The 22,541-nt window shown below is 69.1% G+C and carries 24 protein-coding genes, 1 tRNA gene and 1 pseudogene; 15 read left to right on the top strand and 11 right to left on the bottom strand.

What is annotated here, in order from left to right:
• Positions 1-456: a hypothetical protein gene (locus ON27_RS20410; protein WP_043730043.1), complete on the bottom strand. Its 456-nt coding sequence runs from the start codon at positions 454-456 to the stop codon at positions 1-3.
• Positions 457-608: 152 nt separating this feature from the next.
• Here ON27_RS20410 and ON27_RS20405 point away from each other — a divergent pair, with 152 nt between their 5' ends.
• A complete protein-coding gene (locus ON27_RS20405; RefSeq protein ID WP_043729921.1) occupies positions 609-1,571 on the top strand; it encodes a GlxA family transcriptional regulator in 963 nt (320 codons plus the stop codon).
• A 107-nt stretch (positions 1,572-1,678) separates the two neighbouring features.
• Positions 1,679-2,293 carry a dihydrofolate reductase family protein gene (locus ON27_RS20400; protein ID WP_043729917.1) on the top strand — a complete coding sequence of 205 codons (615 nt, stop codon included), beginning with the start codon at positions 1,679-1,681 and terminating at the stop codon, positions 2,291-2,293.
• Between the two features lie 22 nt (positions 2,294-2,315).
• On the opposite strand, the gene ON27_RS20395 is transcribed toward ON27_RS20400, so the two are convergent.
• Complete coding sequence (locus ON27_RS20395) at positions 2,316-3,302, bottom strand: hypothetical protein (RefSeq protein ID WP_245560024.1); 987 nt, start codon at positions 3,300-3,302, stop codon at positions 2,316-2,318.
• A 4-nt stretch (positions 3,303-3,306) separates the two neighbouring features.
• The gene (locus ON27_RS39965) at positions 3,307-3,822 is read right to left on the bottom strand and encodes an ester cyclase (protein WP_051046810.1); all 516 of its coding nucleotides are present in this window, start codon (positions 3,820-3,822) and stop codon (positions 3,307-3,309) included.
• A 139-nt stretch (positions 3,823-3,961) separates the two neighbouring features.
• Between ON27_RS39965 and ON27_RS20385 the strand changes: the two genes are divergently transcribed.
• Positions 3,962-4,234 carry a hypothetical protein gene (locus ON27_RS20385; RefSeq protein ID WP_043729915.1) on the top strand — a complete coding sequence of 91 codons (273 nt, stop codon included), beginning with the start codon at positions 3,962-3,964 and terminating at the stop codon, positions 4,232-4,234.
• Here ON27_RS20385 and ON27_RS20380 read toward each other — a convergent pair.
• From ON27_RS20380 to ON27_RS42970, 3 genes are all read right to left on the bottom strand, one after another.
• Complete coding sequence (locus tag ON27_RS20380) at positions 4,215-4,763, bottom strand: thioredoxin family protein (protein ID WP_043729912.1); 549 nt, start codon at positions 4,761-4,763, stop codon at positions 4,215-4,217. The two genes, ON27_RS20385 and ON27_RS20380, sit on opposite strands and share 20 nt — an antisense overlap.
• A gap of 104 nt (positions 4,764-4,867) precedes the next feature.
• On the bottom strand, positions 4,868-5,806 hold the full coding sequence (locus tag ON27_RS20375) for a serine/threonine dehydratase (protein WP_043729908.1): 939 nt from the start codon (positions 5,804-5,806) through the stop codon (positions 4,868-4,870).
• Positions 5,797-5,958 carry a hypothetical protein gene (locus ON27_RS42970; RefSeq protein ID WP_157227256.1) on the bottom strand — a complete coding sequence of 54 codons (162 nt, stop codon included), beginning with the start codon at positions 5,956-5,958 and terminating at the stop codon, positions 5,797-5,799. Before ON27_RS42970 ends, ON27_RS20375 begins: the two co-directional genes overlap by 10 nt.
• Positions 5,959-6,359: 401 nt before the next feature.
• Here ON27_RS42970 and ON27_RS20370 point away from each other — a divergent pair, with 401 nt between their 5' ends.
• Both ON27_RS20370 and ON27_RS20365 read left to right on the top strand, forming a co-directional pair.
• Complete coding sequence (locus tag ON27_RS20370) at positions 6,360-6,767, top strand: hypothetical protein (protein ID WP_157227255.1); 408 nt, start codon at positions 6,360-6,362, stop codon at positions 6,765-6,767.
• A gap of 76 nt (positions 6,768-6,843) precedes the next feature.
• The gene (locus ON27_RS20365) at positions 6,844-7,608 is read left to right on the top strand and encodes a helix-turn-helix domain-containing protein (protein ID WP_051046809.1); all 765 of its coding nucleotides are present in this window, start codon (positions 6,844-6,846) and stop codon (positions 7,606-7,608) included.
• Between the two features lie 49 nt (positions 7,609-7,657).
• Here the strand turns inward: ON27_RS20365 and ON27_RS20360 are convergent, their stop codons facing one another.
• The 3 genes from ON27_RS20360 to ON27_RS20350 all read right to left on the bottom strand — a co-directional run bounded on the left by ON27_RS20360 (position 7,658) and on the right by ON27_RS20350 (position 9,926).
• Positions 7,658-8,062 carry a VOC family protein gene (locus tag ON27_RS20360; protein ID WP_043729902.1) on the bottom strand — a complete coding sequence of 135 codons (405 nt, stop codon included), beginning with the start codon at positions 8,060-8,062 and terminating at the stop codon, positions 7,658-7,660.
• 54 nt (positions 8,063-8,116) lie between these two features.
• On the bottom strand, positions 8,117-8,530 hold the full coding sequence (locus tag ON27_RS20355) for an arsenate reductase ArsC (protein ID WP_043729899.1): 414 nt from the start codon (positions 8,528-8,530) through the stop codon (positions 8,117-8,119).
• A gap of 484 nt (positions 8,531-9,014) precedes the next feature.
• Positions 9,015-9,926: an oxygenase MpaB family protein gene (locus ON27_RS20350; protein ID WP_043729897.1), complete on the bottom strand. Its 912-nt coding sequence runs from the start codon at positions 9,924-9,926 to the stop codon at positions 9,015-9,017.
• A 108-nt stretch (positions 9,927-10,034) separates the two neighbouring features.
• Here ON27_RS20350 and ON27_RS20345 point away from each other — a divergent pair, with 108 nt between their 5' ends.
• Positions 10,035-10,781, top strand: coding sequence for an SIR2 family NAD-dependent protein deacylase (locus ON27_RS20345; protein ID WP_043729895.1), 747 nt, complete (start codon positions 10,035-10,037; stop codon positions 10,779-10,781).
• Between the two features lie 31 nt (positions 10,782-10,812).
• Here ON27_RS20345 and ON27_RS20340 read toward each other — a convergent pair whose 3' ends face one another.
• Positions 10,813-12,111, bottom strand: a complete 1,299-nt coding sequence (locus tag ON27_RS20340; RefSeq protein ID WP_043729893.1) for a D-arabinono-1,4-lactone oxidase — start codon at positions 12,109-12,111, stop codon at positions 10,813-10,815.
• 54 nt (positions 12,112-12,165) lie between these two features.
• A complete protein-coding gene (locus tag ON27_RS20335) occupies positions 12,166-12,846 on the bottom strand; it encodes a TetR/AcrR family transcriptional regulator (protein WP_043729890.1) in 681 nt (226 codons plus the stop codon).
• A gap of 117 nt (positions 12,847-12,963) precedes the next feature.
• Here ON27_RS20335 and ON27_RS20330 point away from each other — a divergent pair, with 117 nt between their 5' ends.
• The 9 genes and pseudogenes from ON27_RS20330 (at position 12,964) to ON27_RS20290 (ending at position 22,497) form a co-directional block, all read left to right on the top strand.
• The gene (locus tag ON27_RS20330) at positions 12,964-14,463 is read left to right on the top strand and encodes an MFS transporter (RefSeq protein ID WP_043729887.1); all 1,500 of its coding nucleotides are present in this window, start codon (positions 12,964-12,966) and stop codon (positions 14,461-14,463) included.
• A gap of 515 nt (positions 14,464-14,978) precedes the next feature.
• Positions 14,979-15,341 (top strand): DUF190 domain-containing protein, encoded by a 363-nt coding sequence (locus ON27_RS20325; RefSeq protein WP_051046808.1) that lies wholly within the window; start codon positions 14,979-14,981, stop codon positions 15,339-15,341.
• Positions 15,338-15,637, top strand: a complete 300-nt coding sequence (locus tag ON27_RS20320; RefSeq protein WP_157227254.1) for a hypothetical protein — start codon at positions 15,338-15,340, stop codon at positions 15,635-15,637. The genes ON27_RS20325 and ON27_RS20320 overlap by 4 nt, the downstream gene beginning before the upstream one ends.
• A 47-nt stretch (positions 15,638-15,684) precedes the next feature.
• Positions 15,685-17,328 carry a phosphoglucomutase (alpha-D-glucose-1,6-bisphosphate-dependent) gene (gene pgm / locus ON27_RS20315; protein WP_043730029.1) on the top strand — a complete coding sequence of 548 codons (1,644 nt, stop codon included), beginning with the start codon at positions 15,685-15,687 and terminating at the stop codon, positions 17,326-17,328.
• Positions 17,318-18,509 (top strand): annotated as a pseudogene (locus tag ON27_RS20310) (MFS transporter); the annotation flags it as partial. The gene pgm and the pseudogene ON27_RS20310, both read left to right, overlap by 11 nt.
• Positions 18,510-19,182: 673 nt before the next feature.
• Positions 19,183-19,884: a DsbA family protein gene (locus ON27_RS20305; protein WP_051046807.1), complete on the top strand. Its 702-nt coding sequence runs from the start codon at positions 19,183-19,185 to the stop codon at positions 19,882-19,884.
• 667 nt (positions 19,885-20,551) lie between these two features.
• A tRNA-Ala gene (locus tag ON27_RS20300) sits at positions 20,552-20,624 on the top strand.
• Positions 20,625-20,878: 254 nt separating this feature from the next.
• Positions 20,879-21,061, top strand: a complete 183-nt coding sequence (locus ON27_RS20295; protein WP_043729875.1) for a hypothetical protein — start codon at positions 20,879-20,881, stop codon at positions 21,059-21,061.
• A gap of 761 nt (positions 21,062-21,822) precedes the next feature.
• Positions 21,823-22,497 (top strand): hypothetical protein, encoded by a 675-nt coding sequence (locus ON27_RS20290; protein WP_157227253.1) that lies wholly within the window; start codon positions 21,823-21,825, stop codon positions 22,495-22,497.
• Positions 22,498-22,541 lie beyond the last annotated feature (44 nt).

Genomic DNA, 22,541 nt, shown 5'->3' with positions numbered 1-22,541 from the left:
TCACGCTCCGGTCGTCGAACCCGGCCGGACGATCATCAGGACGGTGACCACCGCCCACAGCAGGTTGAACACACCGGCGTCCATGGCGAGGCGGCGGATCAGCGTGGGGGTGGTCCCGGTGAGGTCGGCCAGCACCTTCTGCTGCCCGGGCAGCACGAGCAGTCCGAGCACACCCGCCGCGGCGGCGGTCAGTCCGATCGACACCACCAGCCAGGTGTCGCCGAGCACGCCGAGGCTGAGCGCGGTGAGCAGACCGAAGACCGGGACGACGAGGCCGAGCAGGGCGTAGACCCGGCAGATGCGATGCAGCGTGCCGAGGACGGCGGGATTGTGGCCGGTGCCGGGCTCGGCGAGGGCGCGGCGGGTGGTGGCGGGAAACATGCTGGCCGCCACCGTTACGGGGCCGACGGCGATGATCGCGGCGAGCACGTGGACCGAGAGCAGGAACTTCGTCACGGCGGTCGACACTAGCCAGGACGGCGGGCCGCCGGAATTGGCGAAAGTGCCATATACCGATCAATTCTCGCCATTCTCGTTAACCGCCTATATCTGCCAGATCCGCAGCTCATCGCATTGGCGGGAAACGACCGGCCTACTACGCTATCGCCATGCACACCGTGGTCGTACTCGCTCTGGACCAGGTGATCGCCTTCGATCTGGGCACGCCGGTGGAGGTGTTCGGACGCACGCGGCTGCCCGACGGCAGGCCCGCCTACCGCGTGCTGGTCTGCGCGTGCGCACCGGCGGTCGACGCCGGAGTGTTCACGCTGCGCGCCCCGCGCGGCCTCGACGCGCTGGCCGAGGCGGACACGATCGTCCTGCCGGGCTGCGCCGACCCGGGCCTGCCGGTGCCGGACGAAGTGATCGACGCGCTGCGCCGGGCGGCGGCCGCGGGCACCCGCATCGCGTCGATCTGCTCCGGCGCCTTCATCCTGGCCGCGACCGGATTGCTGGACGGTCACCGCGCGACCACGCACTGGCTCGCCGCCGCGGCGCTCGCGGCCCGGCACCCGGACATCGACGTGGACCCGGACGTGCTGTACGTGGACAACGGCTCGCTGCTCACCTCGGCGGGCGCGGCGGCGGGCATCGACATGTGCCTGCACATGGTCCGTAAGGACTACGGCTCGGCGGTCGCGGCCGACGCGGCGCGGAAATCCGTCGTCCCGCTGGAGCGAGAAGGCGGGCAGGCGCAGTTCATCGTGCACGACCAGCCGCCGACGCCGCGCGGTTCGGCGTTGGAGCCGGTGTTGCGGTGGATCCAGGACAACTGCGCGCGGGACCTGTCCCTCGACGACATCGCCGCCCATGCCGGGATGAGCACCCGAACGCTCAACCGACGCTTCCGCGAGCACACCGGGACGACGCCGTTGCAGTGGCTGCTGCGTGCGCGCATCCGGCAGGCCCAGCATCTGCTCGAAGCCACCAGTCACCCCGTCGACCGGATCGCGGGCCAGGTCGGGTTCGGTTCGCCGACCGCGTTCCGCGATCGCTTCAAACGGGTGGTCGGGACGAGTCCGCACAGCTACCGGGCGGCCTTCCACGGCTCGGGTGCGAACCGAGCCGGGTAGCTGCGCGCTACGGGCGAAGCCGCATCGTGCGGACGACCGATGAGTTCTCGTGCGCCGTCCCGTCGGATCTAGCGACCACATCGCCATCTGAACCAGGAGCAACGCACATGAGGAAAATCACCGCAGGTCTGTTCATCGCGCTCGACGGCGTCGTGGAAGACCCGCAGGACTGGCACTTCCCGTACTTCGACGACGCCATGGGCGCGGCGGTCGATGCCCAGCTCGGCGCCGCCGACACCCTGCTGCTGGGCCGCGTGACCTATGACAGTTTCGCGGGCGCCTGGCCGGAGCGCGAGGCGGCGGGCGGTGCGGACGCGGCGTTCGCCGAGAAGTTGGGCGACGCGCGCAAGATCGTGGTGACCCGCCAGGATCTCGACTTCACCTGGCGCAACTCCGAAGCGCTGCGCGGCGACCTGATCGAAGCGGTGACGGCGTTGAAGAACGAACCGGGCGGGGACATCGGCATGAGCGGTTCGGTCTCGGTCGTCCGTCAACTGCTGGCCGCCGGACTGTTGGACGAGCTGCACCTGCTGGTGCACCCGATCGCGGTCGGTAAGGGCGAGCGCCTGTTCCAGGACGGCGCACCCACGGTCGCGCTGCGCCTGCTGTCCTCGCAGACCTTCGACACCGGCGTGCTGCACCTGGTCTACACCCGCGACGAGGCGGCGCCCGCAGGGGATTACGAGGACGCGAAAGCCCATCTGGCGCAGAGCGTTCGGTAGTCGGGCGCGGGGCGGGCCAGGTCTAGTGTTCGAGCGCTTTCGCGACGATGCCGCCGGTGACCGCCTTGATCAGATAGCTGGTCGAGTCGTGCGGCGACGCGCCGTTGTCGAAGTGCTGCTCGGTGACCGGAACGACAGCACCGCCGGGGCAGGGCGGGAAGAACGGCGTGAGATCCAGGTGCGCCGCGACGAGATCGTCCTCGTCCACCAGGTTGTGCCAGCACGTCACCGCTTTCGGCACGGTGCTGGGCTGCGGGCGCAGCCGGTCGTAGACGACCGTGCGCAGGCCCAGCGGCGAACCCATGGTCAGCAGGGTCACGGGGTGGTCGGTGCGGTGCAGGGCCTCGTAGGCCACCACGCTGCCGAGCGAATGCGCGACGACCAAGCGGGTGCCGGGGCCGATCTGGTCGAGCACCTGCCGCTGGGCGTACTCGCGCACGTCGTCGTCGGTGAAGTAGCGGGCGACCTGCGACAGGGCGCGAATGACGAACTTCTGCGCCAACCCGAAGCCGAACGGCGCGAACCATCGCAACCGCATCAGCGCGTTGAGCGCCGGCCGCAGCCTCGCCTGCGTTCCCTGCGCCACCGCGCCGGGTGGCGGGGCGGTGCCGAGGCGGCGCGCGGTCGCCCGGTCCCGCTCGTCGCCCGCGTGTGCCGCGGCGGTCGCCAGCCATTCGGCGGCGAGCTGCTCCATCAGGTCCAGCTGCGCCTCATCGAGTTCGGCGCCCGTGCCTTGCGCGCCTTCGACCAGGAACCGATTGCCGTAGAACGCCATGCGGGTCGACACGTCACCGGGTGAACCATTGCGCCACAGGCGATCCGCGAGCGCCGGGGCGCCGTGATTGCGCACCCCGCCCGCGAGTCCGGGCAACCAGCGCGCCTCCAAGGTATCGGCCGATTCTTGTTCCTGCGCGATGCCGTGTACGAGGACGATCGTCGCCAACGTCCACCCCTTTCGATCCCCGGTGTCGCCGAACAGTGTGCCGGACCGCGGCCGGTTCGGCAGCACCGGATCATCGTCGGGGACGGTTGCGCGCGCGGAGCGCTTTGCTCAGTGGGGCAATCGAATTGGCCAGACCGAACAGCACTCGTTCGCCGATCGAGTGCTGCGGGGGCAGCACGGCGAGCTGCCGGGCTAGTTCGAGTCCGTTGACGATCGCGGTGTTCGACTCGATCAGCCCCTCGCGCACCACGAACACGTCGGTGCCGAGCAGGTCGAGCGGTCTTCCGTTCGGCGCCAACCCGATCAGCGGCACGGTGCCGTCGAACCGGCCGCGCATCCGCCAGTGCACCACGGCGCGCTCGTCCTGCGCCGTGACCGACAGGATGTGCACCGTCAGGTCGGGCACCGCGGCGTGCACATCGCGGAAGAACGCCACGATCTCCCCGGGCGCGCGCAGATCGGCGACGCCGACGAACACGTCGAGCGCGCCGGGCCGCCAGCAGTCCGCGACGGTCTGCCAATCCTGCGCGCCGACCGCCTCGACATAACGACGCGCGACCGAGCCCGGGTCAGCTGAATCGGTCACCGGCAGTCCTTTCTCGGAACACGGCGGGGTTGCTCCGCCGCACACATCATGGCGCTCCCGGCGGCGATTGACACCGATTCGACACAATGAAACGCTTGTTATCTTCTCTTCTCGCAGAGTTCGGCGAACGGGGTGGACGATGACTGAATCCGAGGGTCGCGTGCTGGACAAGCCGGTGCGGGTCGCGATCGTGACCTATCCGGGGATGACCGCCCTCGACGCGGGCCACGTCAGCAAGGCAACGCGCGCCGTCCGGCTGGCCGCCACCGCGCGACAGGCCCGCACCGTGGTGGAACCGGGCAATCTCGGCGAGTTCGCCCGGTGGTCGGCCGCGGTGCCGCAGTTGGCTTGGCGCACCGCGCTTCGGCGCGTGCGCGAACGCGGGAAGGGGCTCAGGCGTCGCGCCACTTGATCGAGCAACCCATGCTGGGCCGGTGCGGTTCGGGGGCGGGCCCGCCCGCGAGTACGGCTTCGACGGCCGTGCGCAAGTCGTCGCCGGTGAGTGGTTTCCCGTTACCGGGCGTCGATTCGTCGAAGGCGCCGCGGTAGGCCAGTTCGAGGTTCGCGTCGTAGAGGAAGAAGTCGGGGGTGCACGCGGCGCGGAAGGCCCGCCCCACCTCTTGGGCTTCGTCTACGAGGTAGGGAAAGGTCCACCCCGCGCGGATCGCCTGGTCGCGCAGCCGCAACGGCGCGTCGTCCGGGTAGGCGGTCGCGTCGTTGGTGCAGATCGCCACGGTGGGCATGGACGGCAGCGAGTCGACCAGCTCGCCGAGCGCCGCCTCGATGTGCTTGACGTACGGGCAGTGGTTGCAGGCGAAGACGACCAGCAGACCCGGTCCGTCCGCGAAGTCGTCCCTGGAGTAGATCCGCTGGTCGAGATCGGGGAGGGAGAAGTCGGGTAGCGGGGTGCCGATGGGAACCATATGGGAGGTATGCGCCATGCTGTGCCTTCCGTCGGGATCGAAGACGACAGCGAGCCTAACGCCGTGTCGTCCGATTCGTCGGAAATACGTCGATGAACCGTCACACGGCGTGGCGGACGGTCCTACCCGGCCAGCTCCGAGGGATCTGTGTTGGCTCCGCACAGCACCACGCACACTCGCTCGCCCGGCGCGGACCGGAACGCGGGTTCGTCGCCGAGTACCGCCGCCAGGGCGGTCGCCGCGGCGTGCTCGACGGCGAGGCGGTGTTCGGCCCACAGACCGCGGCGCGCCGCGACGATCGCGGCATCCTCGACGAGCACCGAGTCCACTTCGTAGCGCCGTGCGGCCGTCAGCGCCAGTTCCGAGGCCCGCCGGGCGCCCAGCGAGTCGGCGGCGACCGAGTCGACCTCCACGTCGACGACCGCTCCGGCGGCGATCGCGGCGTGCAACGCGCGGCAGCGGGTGGGCTCCACCGCGACGGTCCGGATGCCGTAGCGGGCGGCGGCGGTGGCGACCCCGGCGAACAACCCGCCTCCGCCGACGGCGACCACAACCGCGTCGAGATCCGGGATGCGCTGGTGGATCTCGGTCATCAGGGTGCCCGCGCCCGCCGCGATGAGGGGGTTGTCGTAGGCGTGCGAGAGCAGGGCGCCGGTGGCGTCGGCGAAATCGCGGCTGGCCGCCAGCGCGTCGGCGTATTGGGCGCCCACCAGACGCACGTCGGCGCCATAGGCGGCGAGGCGATCCACCTTGACCCGGGGCGCGGTGGTCGGCAAGAACACTGTGGCGGGCACACCCTGGCTCCGGGCCGCCCACGCACAGGCGAGTCCGGCATTGCCGCCGGAAGCGATCGTCACGCCCACCGGTGTGAGCGTGCCGTTCTCTCGATGCGTGCGCAGGAAGTTCAGCGCGCCGCGGGCTTTGAAGCTCCCGGTGTACTGCAGGAATTCCAGGGCGAACCACAACTGGCCCGCATGGTCGGCTTGCGCCACGGCGACCGGCCGGACCAGCCCGGCTACCCGTTCGGCGGCGGCCTTCACGTCACTGTAGGTCAGTTCCATGCGGCGGCTCGGCTTTCGCGGCGGTGCGGGGCGAACTCCGACGAGAGTCTCGCCGTGGTGGCCCTACCGTCGTCCGCGCGGGCAGGGTACGCGTCGGCGATGCCGTCGGGGAGCGCGGCCTCGATCGGCGCGAACGGGACGGGCGCGGTCATCGGGTCTCCCAGCGGCGGCGGACGATGGGTGCGATCCTAGCCAGCCGGTGCCGGACCGCCGCGCCGAGATACGAGAACCATTCCGCCGCACATCGATTGCCCGGACCTGACTCGTGATCGTTCGAGGGGGTGATAATCCGGCACGATTTTATTCTCATAAGGGCGGTTTCGTGGGATTGCGGTCTGATTGCCGATATCTCGGCGTGTATCCGAGATTTTCCTGTTCTCCGTTGTCATGCTCAGTGCCTGGCTGATCCGAATCAATCGCCTGGCGTGCGGGCGCGACGAGAGGTCTGACTGTGAAACTGAGCTGGATGACGCTTCCCGCGCTGGTCGTCGCCACCGTATCCGGGTGCTCCGACGAACCGTCGGCGAGCGGGGAATCGACGTCGACGAGTGCGGTGGCCGCCGCGAGCGCTTCGGTGACGACGAGCGAGGCGCGTGACGAGGCGGCGGCCGACAGCGGGATCCGTATTTTGCTGGGCGATGCGAAGAAAGTGCCGGTGCCGGCTGACGCGGTGCTCGATATCAAGGCGCCCGTGGCGTGGGGGGCGGACGCGAACGGCATTCGCTGCACGGTGACCGATAGTTCCGGTCGGAACGAAGATCTGCGTTCGTCGGAGGCGAAGAAGCCCGAGACGATCGGCGGAGCCGAATGGGTGACGGTGTGGACGTTCTCCTCCGCCCCGAACAGTGACGTGACGGTCGCGTGCAAAGATCCGGAATCGAAGATCGCCGCGGCGCATCGTGATCCCTACCTGCGGGTGGTGCCGCGCGAGATCGTCCCGATCGCCCCGCCGCAGCGCTGATTGCCCTTCCCGCCGCGCGAACGCCCTGCCTGCCCAGCGGGCGCGCCTGTCGGTGGTCCGGCGTAGCGTCGGCGGCGTGAACGAGGTAGCCGCCTATCGTGAGCGGCCGTCACGGTACGAGGGCGCCGTACTGTGGACCAAGACCGTCGATGGCCGTGGCCCGGCGCTGCCGGTGCTGCCCGACGGGTGCATGGACTTGATCTGGATGGCCGGGCGGCTGGTCGTCGCGGGGCCGGATACTCGCGCCCATCATCCCCGGGTGTCGGTGGGCGGCCGGTACGTCGGCGTCCGATTCTTCCCGGGCACCGCGCCTGCGTTGCTCGGCGTCTCCGCGCGCGAGCTACGCGATCAGCGGGTCGATCTGGCCCAACTGTGGCCGTCCGCGGCGGTTCGGTCGCTGGTCGGCCGGCTCGGGGACGCCGACGATCCGGCGGCAGTGCTCGAAGGGATCGTGCTGCGGCGCGCGGCCGGCGCCGAACCGGCCGATTCGCTCCTGCGACGGGTGGTCGGCGCGCTGACGGCCGGTTGGCCGGTGGCGGCGGTCGCCGAGGCGGCGGGGCTCGGCGAGCGCACCCTGCACCGGCGCTCCCTGGACGCTTTCGGCTATGGCCCCAAGACTTTGGCCAGGGTGCTGCGCATGCAACGCGCGCTTGCCTCCGCGCGCGGCGGCGTACCGCTCGCCGACACCGCCACGCTTGCCGGTTTCGCCGACCAAGCGCATTTGTCCCGAGAGGTGCGCGCGCTGGCGGGAATGCCGCTGAGCGAATTGCTCTCGCGCGCTCCTGAAGGATTCGCAGCGCGAGTGCCGTCACCGAACCGGATACCGGCGCGATGGACCTGACCGTGGGCGGGCGGACCGCTCGCTCAGGGGTAGCGGTCCCGAACGGGCTCTATTCTGCGCTGGTGGGGAGCGCGGCGTACAGGTCGACGCCGTTGCCGTCGGGGTCGAGCACCACCGCGTAGCGCTGCCCCCAGAAGGCGTCCCACGGCTTCAGCTCGCCGTGGTATCCGGCGTCCACGAGTTCGGTGTACACGGCGTCGACTTCGGCGGGATCGGCGCATCGGAAGGCGATACCCAGCCGGCCCGCCCCGGTCGGCGGCGTCCACCCGGTGTGGAACGACGCGATGACCGCTTCGGTGTCGAGCGCGAGCCGCAAACCGTTGGGCAGGGCCGCCTCGGCATGCCCTTCCTGTTCGGAGCCCTGCGGGATGTCGAGCCCGAGGCGGCGATAGAAGGCGATGGAGGCGGCCATGTCACGGACGACGATGCCGATGACGTCGAGTTGGGGAGTCATACCGGCAGCGTAGGCAGCGCTGCGCAGCGCCGTCTTGAACGAATCGGACAGCGCTCAGCGCGCGGGCGCCGGGACGAGTTCGGCGATCAGGTTCTCCACCAGGATGCGGATGCGGTCGCGAATGGTGCGCACCACGTCGAGGGTCTGGTCCGCGGGATCGGGCAGCATCCAGTCGCGGTAGCTGATGCCGGGGAAGAACGGGCAGGCATCGCCCGCGCCCATGGTGACCACCACGTCGGAGATGCCGATCGCGTCCATGGTGAGCGGTTTGGGGGTGCGGCCGGAGATGTCGATGCCGATCTCGGCCATCGCGTCCACCACGGTGGCGTTGAGCGTCTCGGCAGGGGCGCTGCCCGCCGACCGCACGTCGAACCGGTCACCCGCGAGGGCGGTGAGGAACCCGGCGGCCATTTGCGAGCGGCCCGCGTTGTGCACGCAGACGAACAGCACACTGGGCTTGTGGGACATGGAGAGCGCCTTTCGATGTGCAGAGTGGAGCATGAGTGTGCTGGCCGTCCGGCCGGTGTGAGCCGAAACGCTGTCGTAGGGTACGAGATACGTATACCAGCGCGCCGTGAATCGTTACGGCGCGCCGTGCCATCGCGTGCGCGCGCGAGCGTGCGCCGCAGGTCAGCGGCTCGAATCCGTTGCGGCACAGCTGTTGCGGTCCCGGCGTCGGCCGTGCCGGCGGAGTGGACCGGACGGTAGTTCCGCAGCGCTCGCCTGTCGAAACGTACGGGAGCGCACCGTCGGAGGCGGACGTCTGTGCTCGGCTCGGCGACCGCCCGTCGTGGTGCTTCGGCGCCGTAGCGGCCGCGCGATGCCGATCCGACGTACTTGCGCGATCGTGCGTACAACCCGAGCAACCCCGGTCGACTCGAGTCGACCGGGGTGCGGGGAATTCAGCGGATGTGACGACAGGACGGGACTTCGCGGCGGCGCGCCCGAGAGATCAGATCGGGCGCAGGTCGATCATCTTGCGCAGCCGCTGCCGGTCGCGTTCGAGGCGGCGTGCTTCGTAGGCGATCGGGAAATAGCGCAACCGCTCGGGCAGCAGCGGCACCAGTCGCGCGATGAGCCACCCGATCACGCGCAACTTGCGCTGGTCGGCCTCGGTCCAGGTCAGGCCCAGCTTCTGCCGGGCGACCTCGGGTGTGGTGCCGACCGTCACGAAGTACTGGAGCCAGCCGATCGGCGCCACCGCCGCCTTCCAGGCCGGACGCAGCGCGCGCGGCAGGTGCTTCGGCGGCGCGACCGAGCGGATCACCCGCAGGTAGTCGCGGGCGGTGTCGGTGGCGACCAGATGGTTCGCGACGGTGTCGTCGAAGAACTTCTCGAACTCGGCATAGTTCGCGGGAATTTCCTTGGGTGCCACCGAGAAGTTGCGCAACAACTGCAGCGTCTCCTGGAAATACGCCTCCTTGTCCGCCTCGGTGAGCGGGCGCTTGGCGAAGTACTTGGCGCTCTCGGTGAAGGCGAACGTGCCGGTGTGCAGCACCCAGGCCCACGGGCCGCTGGACAGTGCGGTGTGCCGGACCCCGTCGGCGTCGGTGGTGTTCAGCGACGCGTGCAGTTCGCGCAGCCTATCCGCCTCGGCGAGCGCTTCCTCGCCGCCGTAGACCCACATCATCACCGACGCCAGGCTGCGCATGGCGCGGCCCATCGGATCGGTGCGGAAAGTGGAGTACTCGTCGACCACGGCGGAGATGGTGGGCTCCATGGTCTGCAAGAGGAAGGCCGAGCCCGCGGTGAGGGAGAAGGTGACCAGTCCGGTCTGGTCCCACATCTGCGTGCCCGGTTCGATCGGGCGGCGGGGCGGCAGCGTTCGCGCGCCGGTGGATTCGCGTGCGACGGACGCGGTCATCGTGATCTCCCTTGATCGGCCGAACTCAATACAATGAGATGATAACCCTACAAATCTCTCATCGTCTATCCGTGCCGGCGGGCGCGCCGCCGCCTAGGCTGTGCGGATATGACGACCGAGTGGCGCAGTCGTACCGGCCGGATCGGAGTGCTCACGGGCGCGGGTATCTCCACCGATTCCGGCATTCCCGATTTCCGCGGCCCGCAGGGAGTGTGGACCAAGGATCCGATCGCCGAACTGCTGTCGACCTATCAGAACTACGTAGCCGACGAGGCCCTTCGAGAACGCTCCTGGCTCGCACGGCGAGACAATCCGGCCTGGCAGGCGGTGCCCAATGCCGCCCACAACGCCCTCGCCGACCTGGAGCGCGCCGGGCGGGCGGTCACCATCATCACCCAGAACATCGACCGGCTTCATCAGCGGGCGGGGTCCGCGCCGGAGCGGGTGATCGAGATCCACGGCAACATGTTCGAAGTGGTCTGCATCGAATGCGACTACCAGACCTCGATGGCGGCCACCCTGGAGCGGGTGGCCGCGGGCGAACCCGACCCGCCCTGTCCCGGCTGCGGCGGCATCCTCAAATCCGCCACCATCATGTTCGGTCAGCAGATGGACCGTCGCACCGTGACCAAGGCCGCGCTCGTCGCGGAGACCAGCGACATCTTCCTGGCCATCGGAACGTCGTTGCAGGTGGAACCCGCCGCGTCGATGTGCTCGATCGCGGTGCGCGGTGGCGCCGACCTGGTGATCGTCAACGCCGAGCCGACGCCGTACGACGCCATGGCCACCGAGATCATTCGCGAACCCATCGGCACGGCGGTGCCGCGCCTGGTCGCGGAGCTGCTCGCCGAGTGATCGAGGCGGCGCTGCCGCCGGTGGATCGAACTCAGCCGACCGGACCCAGTACCCGGTCGAGGTAGGGGTTGGCGAAACGCCCTTTCGGATCGAAGCGACGGCGCACCTCGGCGAACCGAGCCCAGTCGGGGTAGCGCTCGCGCAGTGTCGCCGCGGTCTGGAAGTGGCGTTTGCCCCAGTGCGGACGCCCCTGGTAGCGGTCGAAAACCGCCTCGCAGGCCCGGAAGTACGGCTCGAAGTCCATGCCGCGGTATTGGTGCACCGCGATGTAGCAGGTGTCGCGACCGCACGAGGGGGAAAGAAAGGCGTCGTCCTGCGCGACCCAGCGCACCTCGATGGGCATCGGCGTGTCGAATTCGGTCGCCAGTTCCTTGATCGCGCGGATCGCGTCGGCGGAGTGCTCGCGCGGGATGGCGTACTCCATCTCGGTGAAGCGGATCAGGCGCGGCGACGCGAAGACCCGGTAGGAACGGTCCACCTGACGCCGGTAGCTGCCCGCGTAGGCGGCGCTGCGGTGGATCAACGGCACCAGGCGCGGCTGCCTGCGGCTCAATCGGCACAGCGCGTCGAACAGATAGTTGGACATGAGGATGTCGGCGAACCAGTCCACCGCCTTGGCGCGCGGCTGCTCCGGCAGGGCCACGCGGTTGTTGCGCTTGGTCAGCGCCAGCGGGCTGTGCGCGAACATGTAGAACTCGAAGTGCTCGTTGCCGTCGACGAACGAGTCCAGGTCGGCCAGCACATCCTCCACCGGAATCGGTCGTTCGACCCCCTCCAGCACGAAAGACGGCACCATGCGCAGCGTCACGGCGGTGACGACGCCCAGCGCGCCGATGCCGACCCGCGCGGCCCGCCAGCCGTCGGGATCGGTGTCCTCGTTCACTTCGACCCGGCTGCCGTCGGCCAGCAGCAGTTCGAGCGAGTGCACCGCGGCGGAGAGGTTCTGTAAGGTCGCGCCGGTTCCGTGGGTGGCGGTCGCGGTGGCGCCGGCGACGGTCTGCACGTCGATGTCGCCCAGATTGGGGAAGGCCAGGCCGTGCTCGTGCAGGGCGGTGCTGGCGGCGTTCAGGCTGATGCCCGCCTCCACCCGGACCAGGCCGCCGGCCCGGTCGACGTCGAGCACGCGGTTCAGCTTCGCCAAGCTCACAAGTGTGCCGTCGGTCAGAACGGCGTCGGTGAACGAATGGCCCGCGCCCACGACGCGGACGGTCCGGTCGTCGGCTTCCGCCTCGGCGAGCAGGGCGGCCACTTCCTCGACGGAGCGCGGCGTGGCGAGGATCGCGGGCGCACACTGTTGATCGCCTGCCCAGTTCACCCACGAGTTGGTCATGTGACCAACTTTACGGGAGCGCACGTGACGCGCGCTACTTACGGTTCGATTTCGCTACCGCTTGCGCCAGCCGCAGGTCAGGTGCTGCTTGGCGTGCTCGACTTCGTCGTCGGTCAGTGGCGGGACCACCAGATGCTGGCGGGGCGTGCCGTCGCCGCGCACGCCGTTCAGCATGATGGCCATATACCGCTGCCAGACATCGGGGTTGACCGGCCTGGCGAACTCGGCGAGGCCGTCCACCATGTGCACGAGCGCGAAGAAGTCCGAGGGTTCGATGCCGTCGGCGAGCACGCCCGCGTCGCGCGCCCGGGCGCAGATGGCGGTGACGGTGGGCTTGATGCGGTCGCGCACCACCGTGAAGCGGTCGGTCTCGTCGTCTTCGAGTTCGAGCATCACTTCGCTGAACCCGCGATTGGTGGCCATGTGCCGACACGCGTATTCGAAGAACTCGACGAGTCCGAACCAGGGATCCGGGTGCCGGTAGGCGGCGTCGGCCGCGTCGGCGAAATCGTTCAGGTTCTGGTCGAAGACCTCGACGATCAGTTCCTTTTTGTTCGCGAAGCGGCGGTAGACCGTCCCGACTCCCACACCCGCGCGCTCGGCCACGTCGTCGAGGGTGATCTCGAGTCCGTGGTCGGCGAACAATTCCCGGGCCGCGGCGATGATCCGCTGCTGGTTACGCGCGGCATCGGCCCGCAGGCGCCGGGGGGGAGAGGCGACCGTGGCGTGATTCACATCTTCATTCTATCAACCTCGGGGATTAACCGGAGGCGTTGTCTCCGTTATGGTGGTAGCTTCTTGCATCAAGCGGAGGAATTGCCTCCGGATAAAGGCTTCGGACAAAGGGGACACATGACTACCGCCATCGACCGTGGGGCTCCGGCCCCCGAGCAGACGGGAAGCGGCAGGCGCGGTTCACACGCGCTGCGCTGGTGGGTGCTCGCCGTCCTCGGCGTCGCCCAGCTCATGGTCGTGCTCGACGCGACCGTCGTGAACATCGCGCTGCCCGCGGCGCAGCAGGACCTCGGCTTCGGCGACGGCGACCGCTCCTGGGTGGTCACCGGCTACGCGCTGGCGTTCGGCAGCCTGCTGCTGCTCGGCGGACGCCTCAGCGACCTGTTCGGCAGGCGCAACACCTTCATCGTCGGTCTGGTCGGATTCGCGGTCGCCTCCGCCGTCGGTGGCGCGGCCACCAGCTTCGAGATGCTCGTCGCGGCCAGGGTCGGGCAAGGCGTCTTCGGCGCGCTGCTGGCGCCCGCCGCTCTCTCGCTGCTCACCGTCACCTTCACCGAACCGTCCGAGCGCGCGAAGGCTTTCGGCATCTTCGGCGCCGTCGCGGGCACCGGTGGCGCGATCGGCCTGCTGCTCGGCGGCGCGCTCACCGAATGGGCGTCGTGGCGCTGGGTGATGTTCGTGAACCTGGCCTTCGCGGCCGTCGCCTTGGTCGGCGCGGTGCTGCTGCTGGCCAAGCACGCGAGCACCGAGCGGCCCAAGCTCGACATCCCCGGCACGGTCGTGGTCACCGCGGGCCTGTTCGGCATCGTCTACGGGTTCTCGCACGCGGAATCGGACGGGTGGACCAACGGCGTCACCCTCGCGTTCCTGCTCGGCGGCGCGGCGCTGATCGCGGTGTTCGCCTGGCTGGAGACCCGGGTCGCGCATCCGCTGCTCCCGATGCGGATCGTGCTCGACCGGATGCGCGGCACCTCCTACCTCACGGTCTTCGTCATGGGCATCGGGATGTTCGCGATCTTCCTGTTCCTCACCTACTACATGCAGCTGACCCTGGGCTACTCGCCGATCATGACCGGCGTGGCGTTCCTGCCGATGGTCGCGGCCATGGTGGTCTCCTCGACCACCGCCCCTTCGCTGCTGCTGCCGAAACTCGGCCCGAAGATCGTGGTCAGCGGAGGTTTCCTGATCGCGGCGGCAGGCATGGCCTGGCTGACCAGGATCGGCTTGGACACCGGCTACGTCACCCACATCCTGCCCGCCTTGGTCCTGCTCGGTCTCGGTCTCGGCGGTGCGATGTCGACCGCCTTCCAGGGCGCGACCTCCGGCGTCCAGCGCGAGGACGCGGGTGTGGCCTCGGCCATGATCAACACCAGCCAGCAGGTCGGTGGTTCGATCGGCACGGCGCTGCTGAGCACCATCGCGGCCTCCGCGGCGACCGACTACCTGTCCACCCGCAAGCCGGACCCGCTCACCCTCGCGCAATCCGCGATCGAGAGCTACACGACCAGCTTCTGGTGGGCCACGGCGATCTTCGTCGCGGGCGGCCTTCTCACCGCGGTGCTCATGCCGAGCACGACGCCGGAGCCCGCCGAGGGAGAGCCGGTACTCGCTCACTGACCCGGCAGCGGCACCGCCGATTCGATCGCGGACCCAGCGGCCGCCGTTCCCGCGCCTCGTCGCGGGAGCGGCGGCCGTCGTCATCGAATCGCCGCGCGCGCAATCCGGTTCGGCCCTACGGGACCACGCACTCGCCTCGTGGGCGACGTGGGGCCGTCAAGCCCTGTGGCTGTGTGATTGCCAAGAGCGCTCCCCTCTCCTCGCTTTTGGTGCAAGATACGACGTGGTCGGAGGTGGCGGGCTGATGATTCCGGCCGCCGCGGTGTGGGTAGCCAAGAGGCTGCTGAATGCCGTTGCCTGCCTCGGCGTACCCGGCGGTCGCACCACCTTCTCCACCCCACCCGCGGGGTTCGTAGACTCCTCGGACCGGGCGCGGTGCTCCCCGCGCTCGTCCGCCTCGGGGAGTGGTGGTGGCCGTGGCCGGGAGGTCGGGGCCCGGCGCGGACATGGCACGGTGGATACCTGGTTCGGTTCGGCGATTCGACGGGAACGGCACGACGGAAGGGGGTCAGGCGATGAGTGGTTCGCAGGCGGGTGCTGCCACGGCGGGCCGATGGCGGCCCGCCGCACGGCTCACCGTGCTGCTCGACGAGGACGACAAGTGGCGGCACACGCCCCTCTATCACGAGATCGTGCGCCGGGCCCGGGACACCGGGCTGGCGGGCGCCAGTGTGTGGCGCGGCATCGAGGGTTACGGCGCGTCCTCGCACGTCCACACCACTCGGCTCCTGGATGTCGCCGACCATCTTCCACTGCTGCTGATGCTGGTCGACGAGCCGGAACGCCTGCGCGCCTTCGTCGAGCGGAATGCCGAGCTGTTCACCTCCGCCAACGTCACGTTGGCGCAGGTGGAGCAGTGGCAGGAAGGTGAGCGATGAGCAGACCGCGCGGCCGGTGCGACACCCTCGCCGGATGTCCCGTAGGCCCAGCGGCGCCAGGCGATTTCGCCTCGCCGATGCCACCGCGCACGGCGGCCGTTACCATTGTCGGTTCGGCGCGGCTCGGTGATCTGAGCGGCGCGCCGGCGGGCGATCTGCCGCTCGCCGCCGCGGAAGCAGGCTTCCGCACCGTGCCGACCACGTTCAGCATGTGCGGCGACGAGAGGTTCCGGCGGGTGGCCGACGTGAACGACGTGGCCGTGGGGTCGGCGGTGACCGGGCGGTCGTGGACATGATCCTGATGACGAGCCGGGCGCAGCCGATACGGAAGGGAGACCCGACCATGGCCCACGATCGAGCCGGGCGGCCCGCACGTCCCACCGATCTGGAAGACATCGCACACCTGGTGACGGCTTACTACAGCCGCGTTCCCGATGCGCGGGACCCGGCCCAGCGGGTGGCGTTCGGGACCTCGGGCCACCGCGGCTCCAGCCTGGACGGTGCCTTCAACGAGGCGCACATCCTGGCGATCACCCAGTCGATCGTGGAGTACCGCGCCACCCGCGGCATCACCGGACCGGTCTACCTGGCCAGGGACACCCACGCCCTCTCCGAGCCCGCTTGGACCACCGCGCTCGAGGTGCTCGCCGCCAACGACGTGACCGCGGTGATCGATGCGCGCGACCGCTACACCCCCACGCCCGCGCTGAGTCACGCTGTGCTGCGCCACAATCGGGGCGGCGCCAAGCACCAGGCCGACGGCATCGTGGTCACCCCCTCGCACAACCCGCCCCGCGACGGGGGCTTCAAATACAATCCGCCGCACGGCGGCCCGGCCGACAACACGGCCACCGACGCCATCGCCGCCCGCGCGAACGAACTGCTCGGCAACGGACTCACCGAGGTCAAGCGCACCACCCTGGAGCGTGCCCTGGCCACCGGCGTGGAACGGTACGACTACCTCGACCACTACATCGACGACCTGCCCAACGTGCTGAACCTGGACGCGATCCGCGGCGCGGGCATCCGGCTCGGTGCCGACCCGATGGGCGGGGCCAGCGTCGACTACTGGGAGGAGATCGGCCAGCGATACGACCTCGAGCTCGAGGTGGTCAATCCGTTCGTGGACCCCACCTGGCGGTTCATGACGCTCGACGGCGACGGCAAGATCCGGATGGACCCGTCCTCCCGCTACGCGATGGCATCGCTGGTCGCGATCAAGGACGACTACGACATCTCCACCGGCAACGACGCCGACGCCGACCGGCACGGCATCGTGACGCCCGACGGCGGCCTGATGAATCCGAACCACTTCCTGGCCGTGGCCATCGAGTACCTGGTCGCCAACCGGATGGGCTGGGACGCGCTGACCAAGATCGGCAAGACCGCGGTCACGTCCTCGATGATCGACCGGGTGGTCTCCGTGCTCGGCCGCGACGTGCACGAGGTGCCGGTCGGGTTCAAATTCTTCGTCCCCGGGCTGTTCAGCGGCAGTCTCGCGTTCGGCGGCGAGGAGAGCGCGGGCGCGTCGTTCCTGCGGATGGACGGCAGCGTCTGGACCACCGACAAGGACGGCATCCTGCTCGCGCTGCTCGCCGGCGAGATCGCCGCGGTCACCGGGCAGAGCCCGTCGGCGCGCTACGTCGAACTCGAACGCCGCTATGGCAGCCCGGCCTACGCGCGGATCGACGCCCCCGCCACCGGGGAACAGAAAGAGCTGCTCGCGAAGTTGACTCCGGACATGATCACCACGAAGGAGGTCGCCGGAGAGCCGGTCACCGCCGTGCTCACCAGGGCGCGCGGCAACGGGGCGCCGCTGGGCGGACTCAAGGTGACCACGGAGAACGCGTGGTTCGCCGCCCGCCCCTCCGGCACCGAGGACAAGTACAAGATCTACGCGGAGTCGTTCCACGGCGCCGAGCACCTCGCCGAGGTGCAGGCGGCCGCGGAGGAATTGGTGGGACAGGCGCTGACCGGTGACCGGTAGATCCAAGCCCCTGCCCACCGAGATCTGGGTGCTGGTCGGGGGCGCGTTCGTCATCGCCATCGGATTCGGTCTGGTCGCCCCGGTGCTGCCGCAGTTCGCGCGCGGCTTCGGCGTCGGCGTGGCGGCCGCTTCGGCGATCGTCTCCGCGTTCGCCCTGATGCGTCTGCTGTTCGCGCCGGTGAGCGGGCGGCTGGTGCAGCGGCTGGGGGAGCGTTCGGTCTACCTCGGCGGGCTGCTGATCGTCGCGCTGTCCACCGGCGCCAGCGCACTGGCCCAGAGCTACTGGCAGCTCATGGTGCTGCGGTCGCTCGGCGGCATCGGATCCACCATGTTCACCGTGTCGTCGCTGGCGCTGGTGATCCGGATGTCACCGCCCGAACAGCGCGGCCGGGTCTCCGGATTGTGGTCGACCAGCTTCCTGGTGGGCTCGGTGAGCGGACCGCTGGTTGGCGGCGGGCTCTCCGGGCTCGGGCTGCGCTGGCCTTTCGTGATCTACGCGGTGGCCTTGCTGATCGTCAGCGTCGTGGTGTACCTGAGTCTGCGGAACTCGGAACTTGCCGCGCCGGAGCCGGTCGGTGGCGTGCGCATGATGTCCTTCCGGGAGGGCTGGGCGCGGCCGGAGTACCGGGCGGTGCTGCTGTCGAACTTCGCCAACGGCGCGGCCGTGTTCGGCGTCCGGATGGCGCTGGTGCCGCTGCTCGTCGTCGAGGTGCTGCACCAAGCGCCCGGAATGGCGGGTGTCGCGTTGACGGTGTTCGCCGCGGGCAACGTCGCGGTGCTGTTCGCCGCGGGCCGATTGTCCGACCGGTGGGGGCGGAAACCGTTCGTGATCGTCGGATCCCTGGTGTGTGCGGCGGGAACCGCGGGACTCGGCCTGGCAACCGGCCTTCCCTGGCTGCTGGCCACCTCGTTCGTGGCGGGGCTCGGTTCCGGCATGTTCACCCCCACCCAGCAAGCGGCTGTCGCCGACATCATCGGCCCCCGGGCCCGCGGGGGGCCGGTTCTGGCCGGTTTCCAGATGGCGGCCGACCTCGGCACCGTCATCGGGCCGATCGCGGTCGGAGCTCTGGCCCAGCAGTTGTCCTACGGGCTGGCGCTCGGTGTGACCGGCGCTCTGCTGGCCGTGGCCGCGCTCGTCTGGGCCGTCGTCCCCGAACCGCTGCGGCGTGGGAGTCCGGTCCATGCGGAGGCGCCGTCCGAACGCCTCGGCGATGCGGACGACGCCGAGGCTCCACCGGCTCGGATCGACCGTGCGGTGAACGAGGTGTCCGCCGCACCGGTGGCCGACAGTCCAGTGCCCGTGGTGGCCGAGTCCGGTGCGATGCCGGGTGATCGTCACGGGGGCACGAAGGATTCGCGCGCGGTGACTGATCGGCCCGAATCGGTGGCAGGTGGCGCAGTCAGGTCAGTAGGAGCGTCAGACGGGCTGACGGGCCGTCCCTCGGCCGTGGCAGGTGATCGCTGCGGTACGGCTGCCGATTCCAGGCAGATGAGGACCGCGCCGGGCACCGCCGCAGTCGTCGACTCGGACGAAGAGGGAACCCCTAGCCCCTCGGGGCGACCGATGTCCCGCCGCAAACCAAGGCGACCGGAGCGACGTAGCCGCCGCAGACGCTGAATCGGCGGCGATGGGTGTCGGGGGCGGTCGCGTTCGGTCGGCGTCATCCGTCCGGTGGCGAGTGCAGCGTCGTAAGCCGTCCGAACGGGCTTGGCTTCGGTGGTTGATATGGCGTTCTGTCGGAGCGTGGGGACCGCTGCCGGATCGCGGATGCGTGGCCCGGCGGTGAGCGCGGTGGTCGGCTGCGGCAAAGTGTCGATGTGAGCGAATCGCGTTCGAACTACACACCACGACCGATGTCCAGCACGACCACCTATGCGCTGGGCGCGGTCGCTCTCGCGCTCATCGTGCTGATCGTGATCGCGGCGATCCGGTGGGGCCGCGACGAGGCGGCCGTCCGCAACGACGGCTACGGATCGGTGCGGGATCCAGCGGTGCCCTCGGTGCTCGAGCAGAACGGTGCGATCCTGCTCGGCCGCCCGGACGCGAAGAAGACCATCAACGTCTACGAGGACCCGCTGTGCCCCGGCTGCGGCAGCCTCGAGCGCATCTACGGCCAAGAGATCGCACAGCAGATCGACGCGGGCACGTTGGCGGTGCGCTATCGCCTGGTGAATTTCCTGGACGGCCGCTCACGGAGCAAGGACTACTCGACCCGTGCCGTCGCCGCGAACCAGTGCGTGGCCGAAGCGGGTGCGGGGCCGGTCTACTCGAAGTTCCACACCGAACTGTTCACCACCAAGCGTCCCAGCGAGGGCGGTGCCGACCTGAGCAACGAAGAACTCGCCACGATCGCCCGCGACGCCGGCGCCGCCGAGCCCGTGCGGCAGTGCATCGCGACCGGCGCCAAGGTCGACTCCGCACGCACCACCGCCATGGCGGAGATGGCGGCGCTCGGTGCGGCACTGGGCGGCTCGGCGGCCACGCCCGCGGTTTTCGACGGCACGACCAGAGTCGACACCAATGACGAGAACTGGGTGGTCTCGCTCACCGCTTGATCAGCGGTCCGACGCCAGCGTTTCTCGTGATCGTGCTCGAGGTCACGGACTCGCCGAACGTGTGTGATCAGGCTCCTGCCAGTCCCCGACAGCGGAAGGGCCGGGAACGCCGACTCCACCAAATCGACGCCCCGGCCCCACTCGACGGCGCGATCCGACATCCCCAGCCCCCGAGATCGCCGCCCACCGAGTTTTCAGTTGGCCTGGGGCCGGGCAACGGCTCCACCTGCCGCCGCCCGGCCCGCGCACTCGACAACGCGATCCGGCCCCCTGTCCCTAGACCGCGCCTCGAGATGTCTCACCATTTCCTGCGCGAAACCCCTCGCGTTCTGGTGATTCCGGCACCGCTCCGGCTGGTCGGCGACACAGGCGACCAGCGCCGACTACCGCCCGGGCAGCGTCCACCGCAAGCCGCCGGCCTCGATGCGACGCCCACCCGCCGGACGCTCGGAAGGGGCAAACCGGCAACCCCATCCGCTCTACCCGTTCCGAGCGTCCAACCGGCTTCCGCCGACGCCCCTACGATCGAACCGACTTCGAACACATGTTCGATAGTAGCCGCATCCGTCCCCGCTGTCACCCCCGAATCGAGGCGATTTGGTGGCCGACACACCGTTGGTGTAACTTCATTCAAGCGCGGCGGGGAAGCCCGAAGCGCAAATAACCAGGGGCTATGGCGCAGCTGGTAGCGCACCACACTGGCAGTGTGGGGGTCAGGGGTTCGAGTCCCCTTAGCTCCACAGAAATAGCAGGTCAGGCCCGGTCTGAGACCGGGCCTGACCTGCTTTTTGTGTCAGGCCCCGCGTTTACCCCCCGTTTTCGCTCTGGATTCTGTTTTGCTGGTGCGGGCCCGCACCGCCACCGGATGCGATCGTTCCTGGCCTGGGCCCAGCGGCGTGGCCACCTCTTCGGGGAACTTACTCTGCCCCGTACTAACCGAGCCGAACCCAGTACGCCGACGGATTCCGAACAGCGTTGGGTCATCGCTCGCCCGTTGGTCGCCGACGACACCATGAACCCTGCCGACCGAGTCGCTGGAGCGCTCGTAGTCCTCTACGCACAGCCCCTGGTTCGAGTAGTGAAGTTGACCATCGACGACGTCCAGCAGAGCAACCGGGCTGTTGCCCTCATACTCGGCGACGACCGCATGGAACTCCCGGACCGTTCTCTTCCTTGATCACCCGGTGGCCCCTTCCGATCTCGGACAGCCCGGCCAGCCGCCTGCCATCTCGATGGCTGTTCCCCAGCACCCGTGCAGGTCGGCATATTGGTCCGGTTGCACTCGGCGCCGGCTGCGCGCCGTCGGCATCGAACCGCGACCGATGCGGCTGGCGGCGCTCTATCAGCTCGCTGCGGAGCGCCCGCCCGCAGTGCTGGCCAGCATGCTGGACTCGGACCTACCACGGCGGTGCACTGGTCGCGGTTGTCCGGTGGCGAGTGGACGAACTACATCAGCGACCGGATCGATGCCGAGACATGACATTGCTGTGTTCATGCCGTTGAGGAAGGGCTCAGCGCACTCGTAGTCGTTACCGCGCGCCGGACCCGCCGCCCCACCGCTGCCCGCGAGCAGCGGCAGTCGGCTCAGGCGTTGGCCGGGCTCAACGTCAGGCAATGGGAGGAAATTCGGTAGGACATGCCGGTTATGGCAAGTACTGTCCGAGGGTGCGTTACAGCCACACATCGCCTCCGGAGTTCCGGGCCCGGATGTCCGAACTCGCTCATCTCCTGCGGAGTTGTCGCGAAGCTTTCCTGCGGATCGCTCGCGACCACCACTGGACGCCCGCAGCGGGCTCTGTCGCGGCGGCCGACGTGGCAGTCTTCGCTGGGAGGACCGAGCTCCGAGACGAGCTCCTAGTCCTGGAAACTGTGTGCGCGTATCTCGAACTGGCAGTGCACAACTGCGCGGCCCTTGCCGTTGTCTGCGAAGCAGGTGAGGTGATCGCCACCCCGCCGCAGCTGGCACGGACGGTGATCGAGAACTGCGCGCGGGCCTGCTGGTTGATCGACACCGAGCTGGCTTCTGATCCGGCGTTGAATCGTATGGCGCGCGCCTACATCGACCACGACACGAGTGCTGTGGACCGGAAGTTAGCTGCGAAGCGACTCGCTGGCAAGGATTCGCCCGGCTACATGGGCGCGAGTCAGGCGTTCGAGGCGATGCGTGCTGAGATCAAGGCGGTGTTCCCGGATACGGTCGGGGAGGACTTCAACTCGCCGAAGACCATCAACGGCCAGCGCAACCTCGGCCTGACGCAGACGGTGGTCTGGTTCTTCGACTACCTGCACCGGAGCGGGTTGGCAACGATCGACGGCGTGGTCGCCGAGGGGCTCTACGTTTACCTGTCGAATCAAACTCATCCGACGATCTCGTCGATTCGTGACCGCCGGCGTTTCATCGCCCACGGTGACCACTTCGGCACGCAGAACGTGGTTACCTCGGCCGAATTGGAAAAGCTCGTCAGGCTCGCTGTTGGTTCGGTGCAGAACGCTCTGGTGCTGGTCCATCGGTACTGCGGTTGGCCGTTCGATCCCGATGGTGAGTTCGAAAGTCTCATCGACAAGATCGCTCCGGGCCTGATTTCGCCGGATGGCACGCGGTCGGCGCCGTAACCTGCCCGGGGCAGGCGCCTAGCGTGCACTCGGTACGTCGGCGT

Origin of the sequence: Nocardia asiatica NBRC 100129 (genome assembly GCF_000308415.1) — a bacterium.
GTDB classification, from domain to species: domain Bacteria; phylum Actinomycetota; class Actinomycetes; order Mycobacteriales; family Mycobacteriaceae; genus Nocardia; species Nocardia asiatica.
The sequence above is the reverse complement of the archived record's forward strand: the minus strand, read 5'-3'. Positions and strand labels throughout refer to the sequence as shown.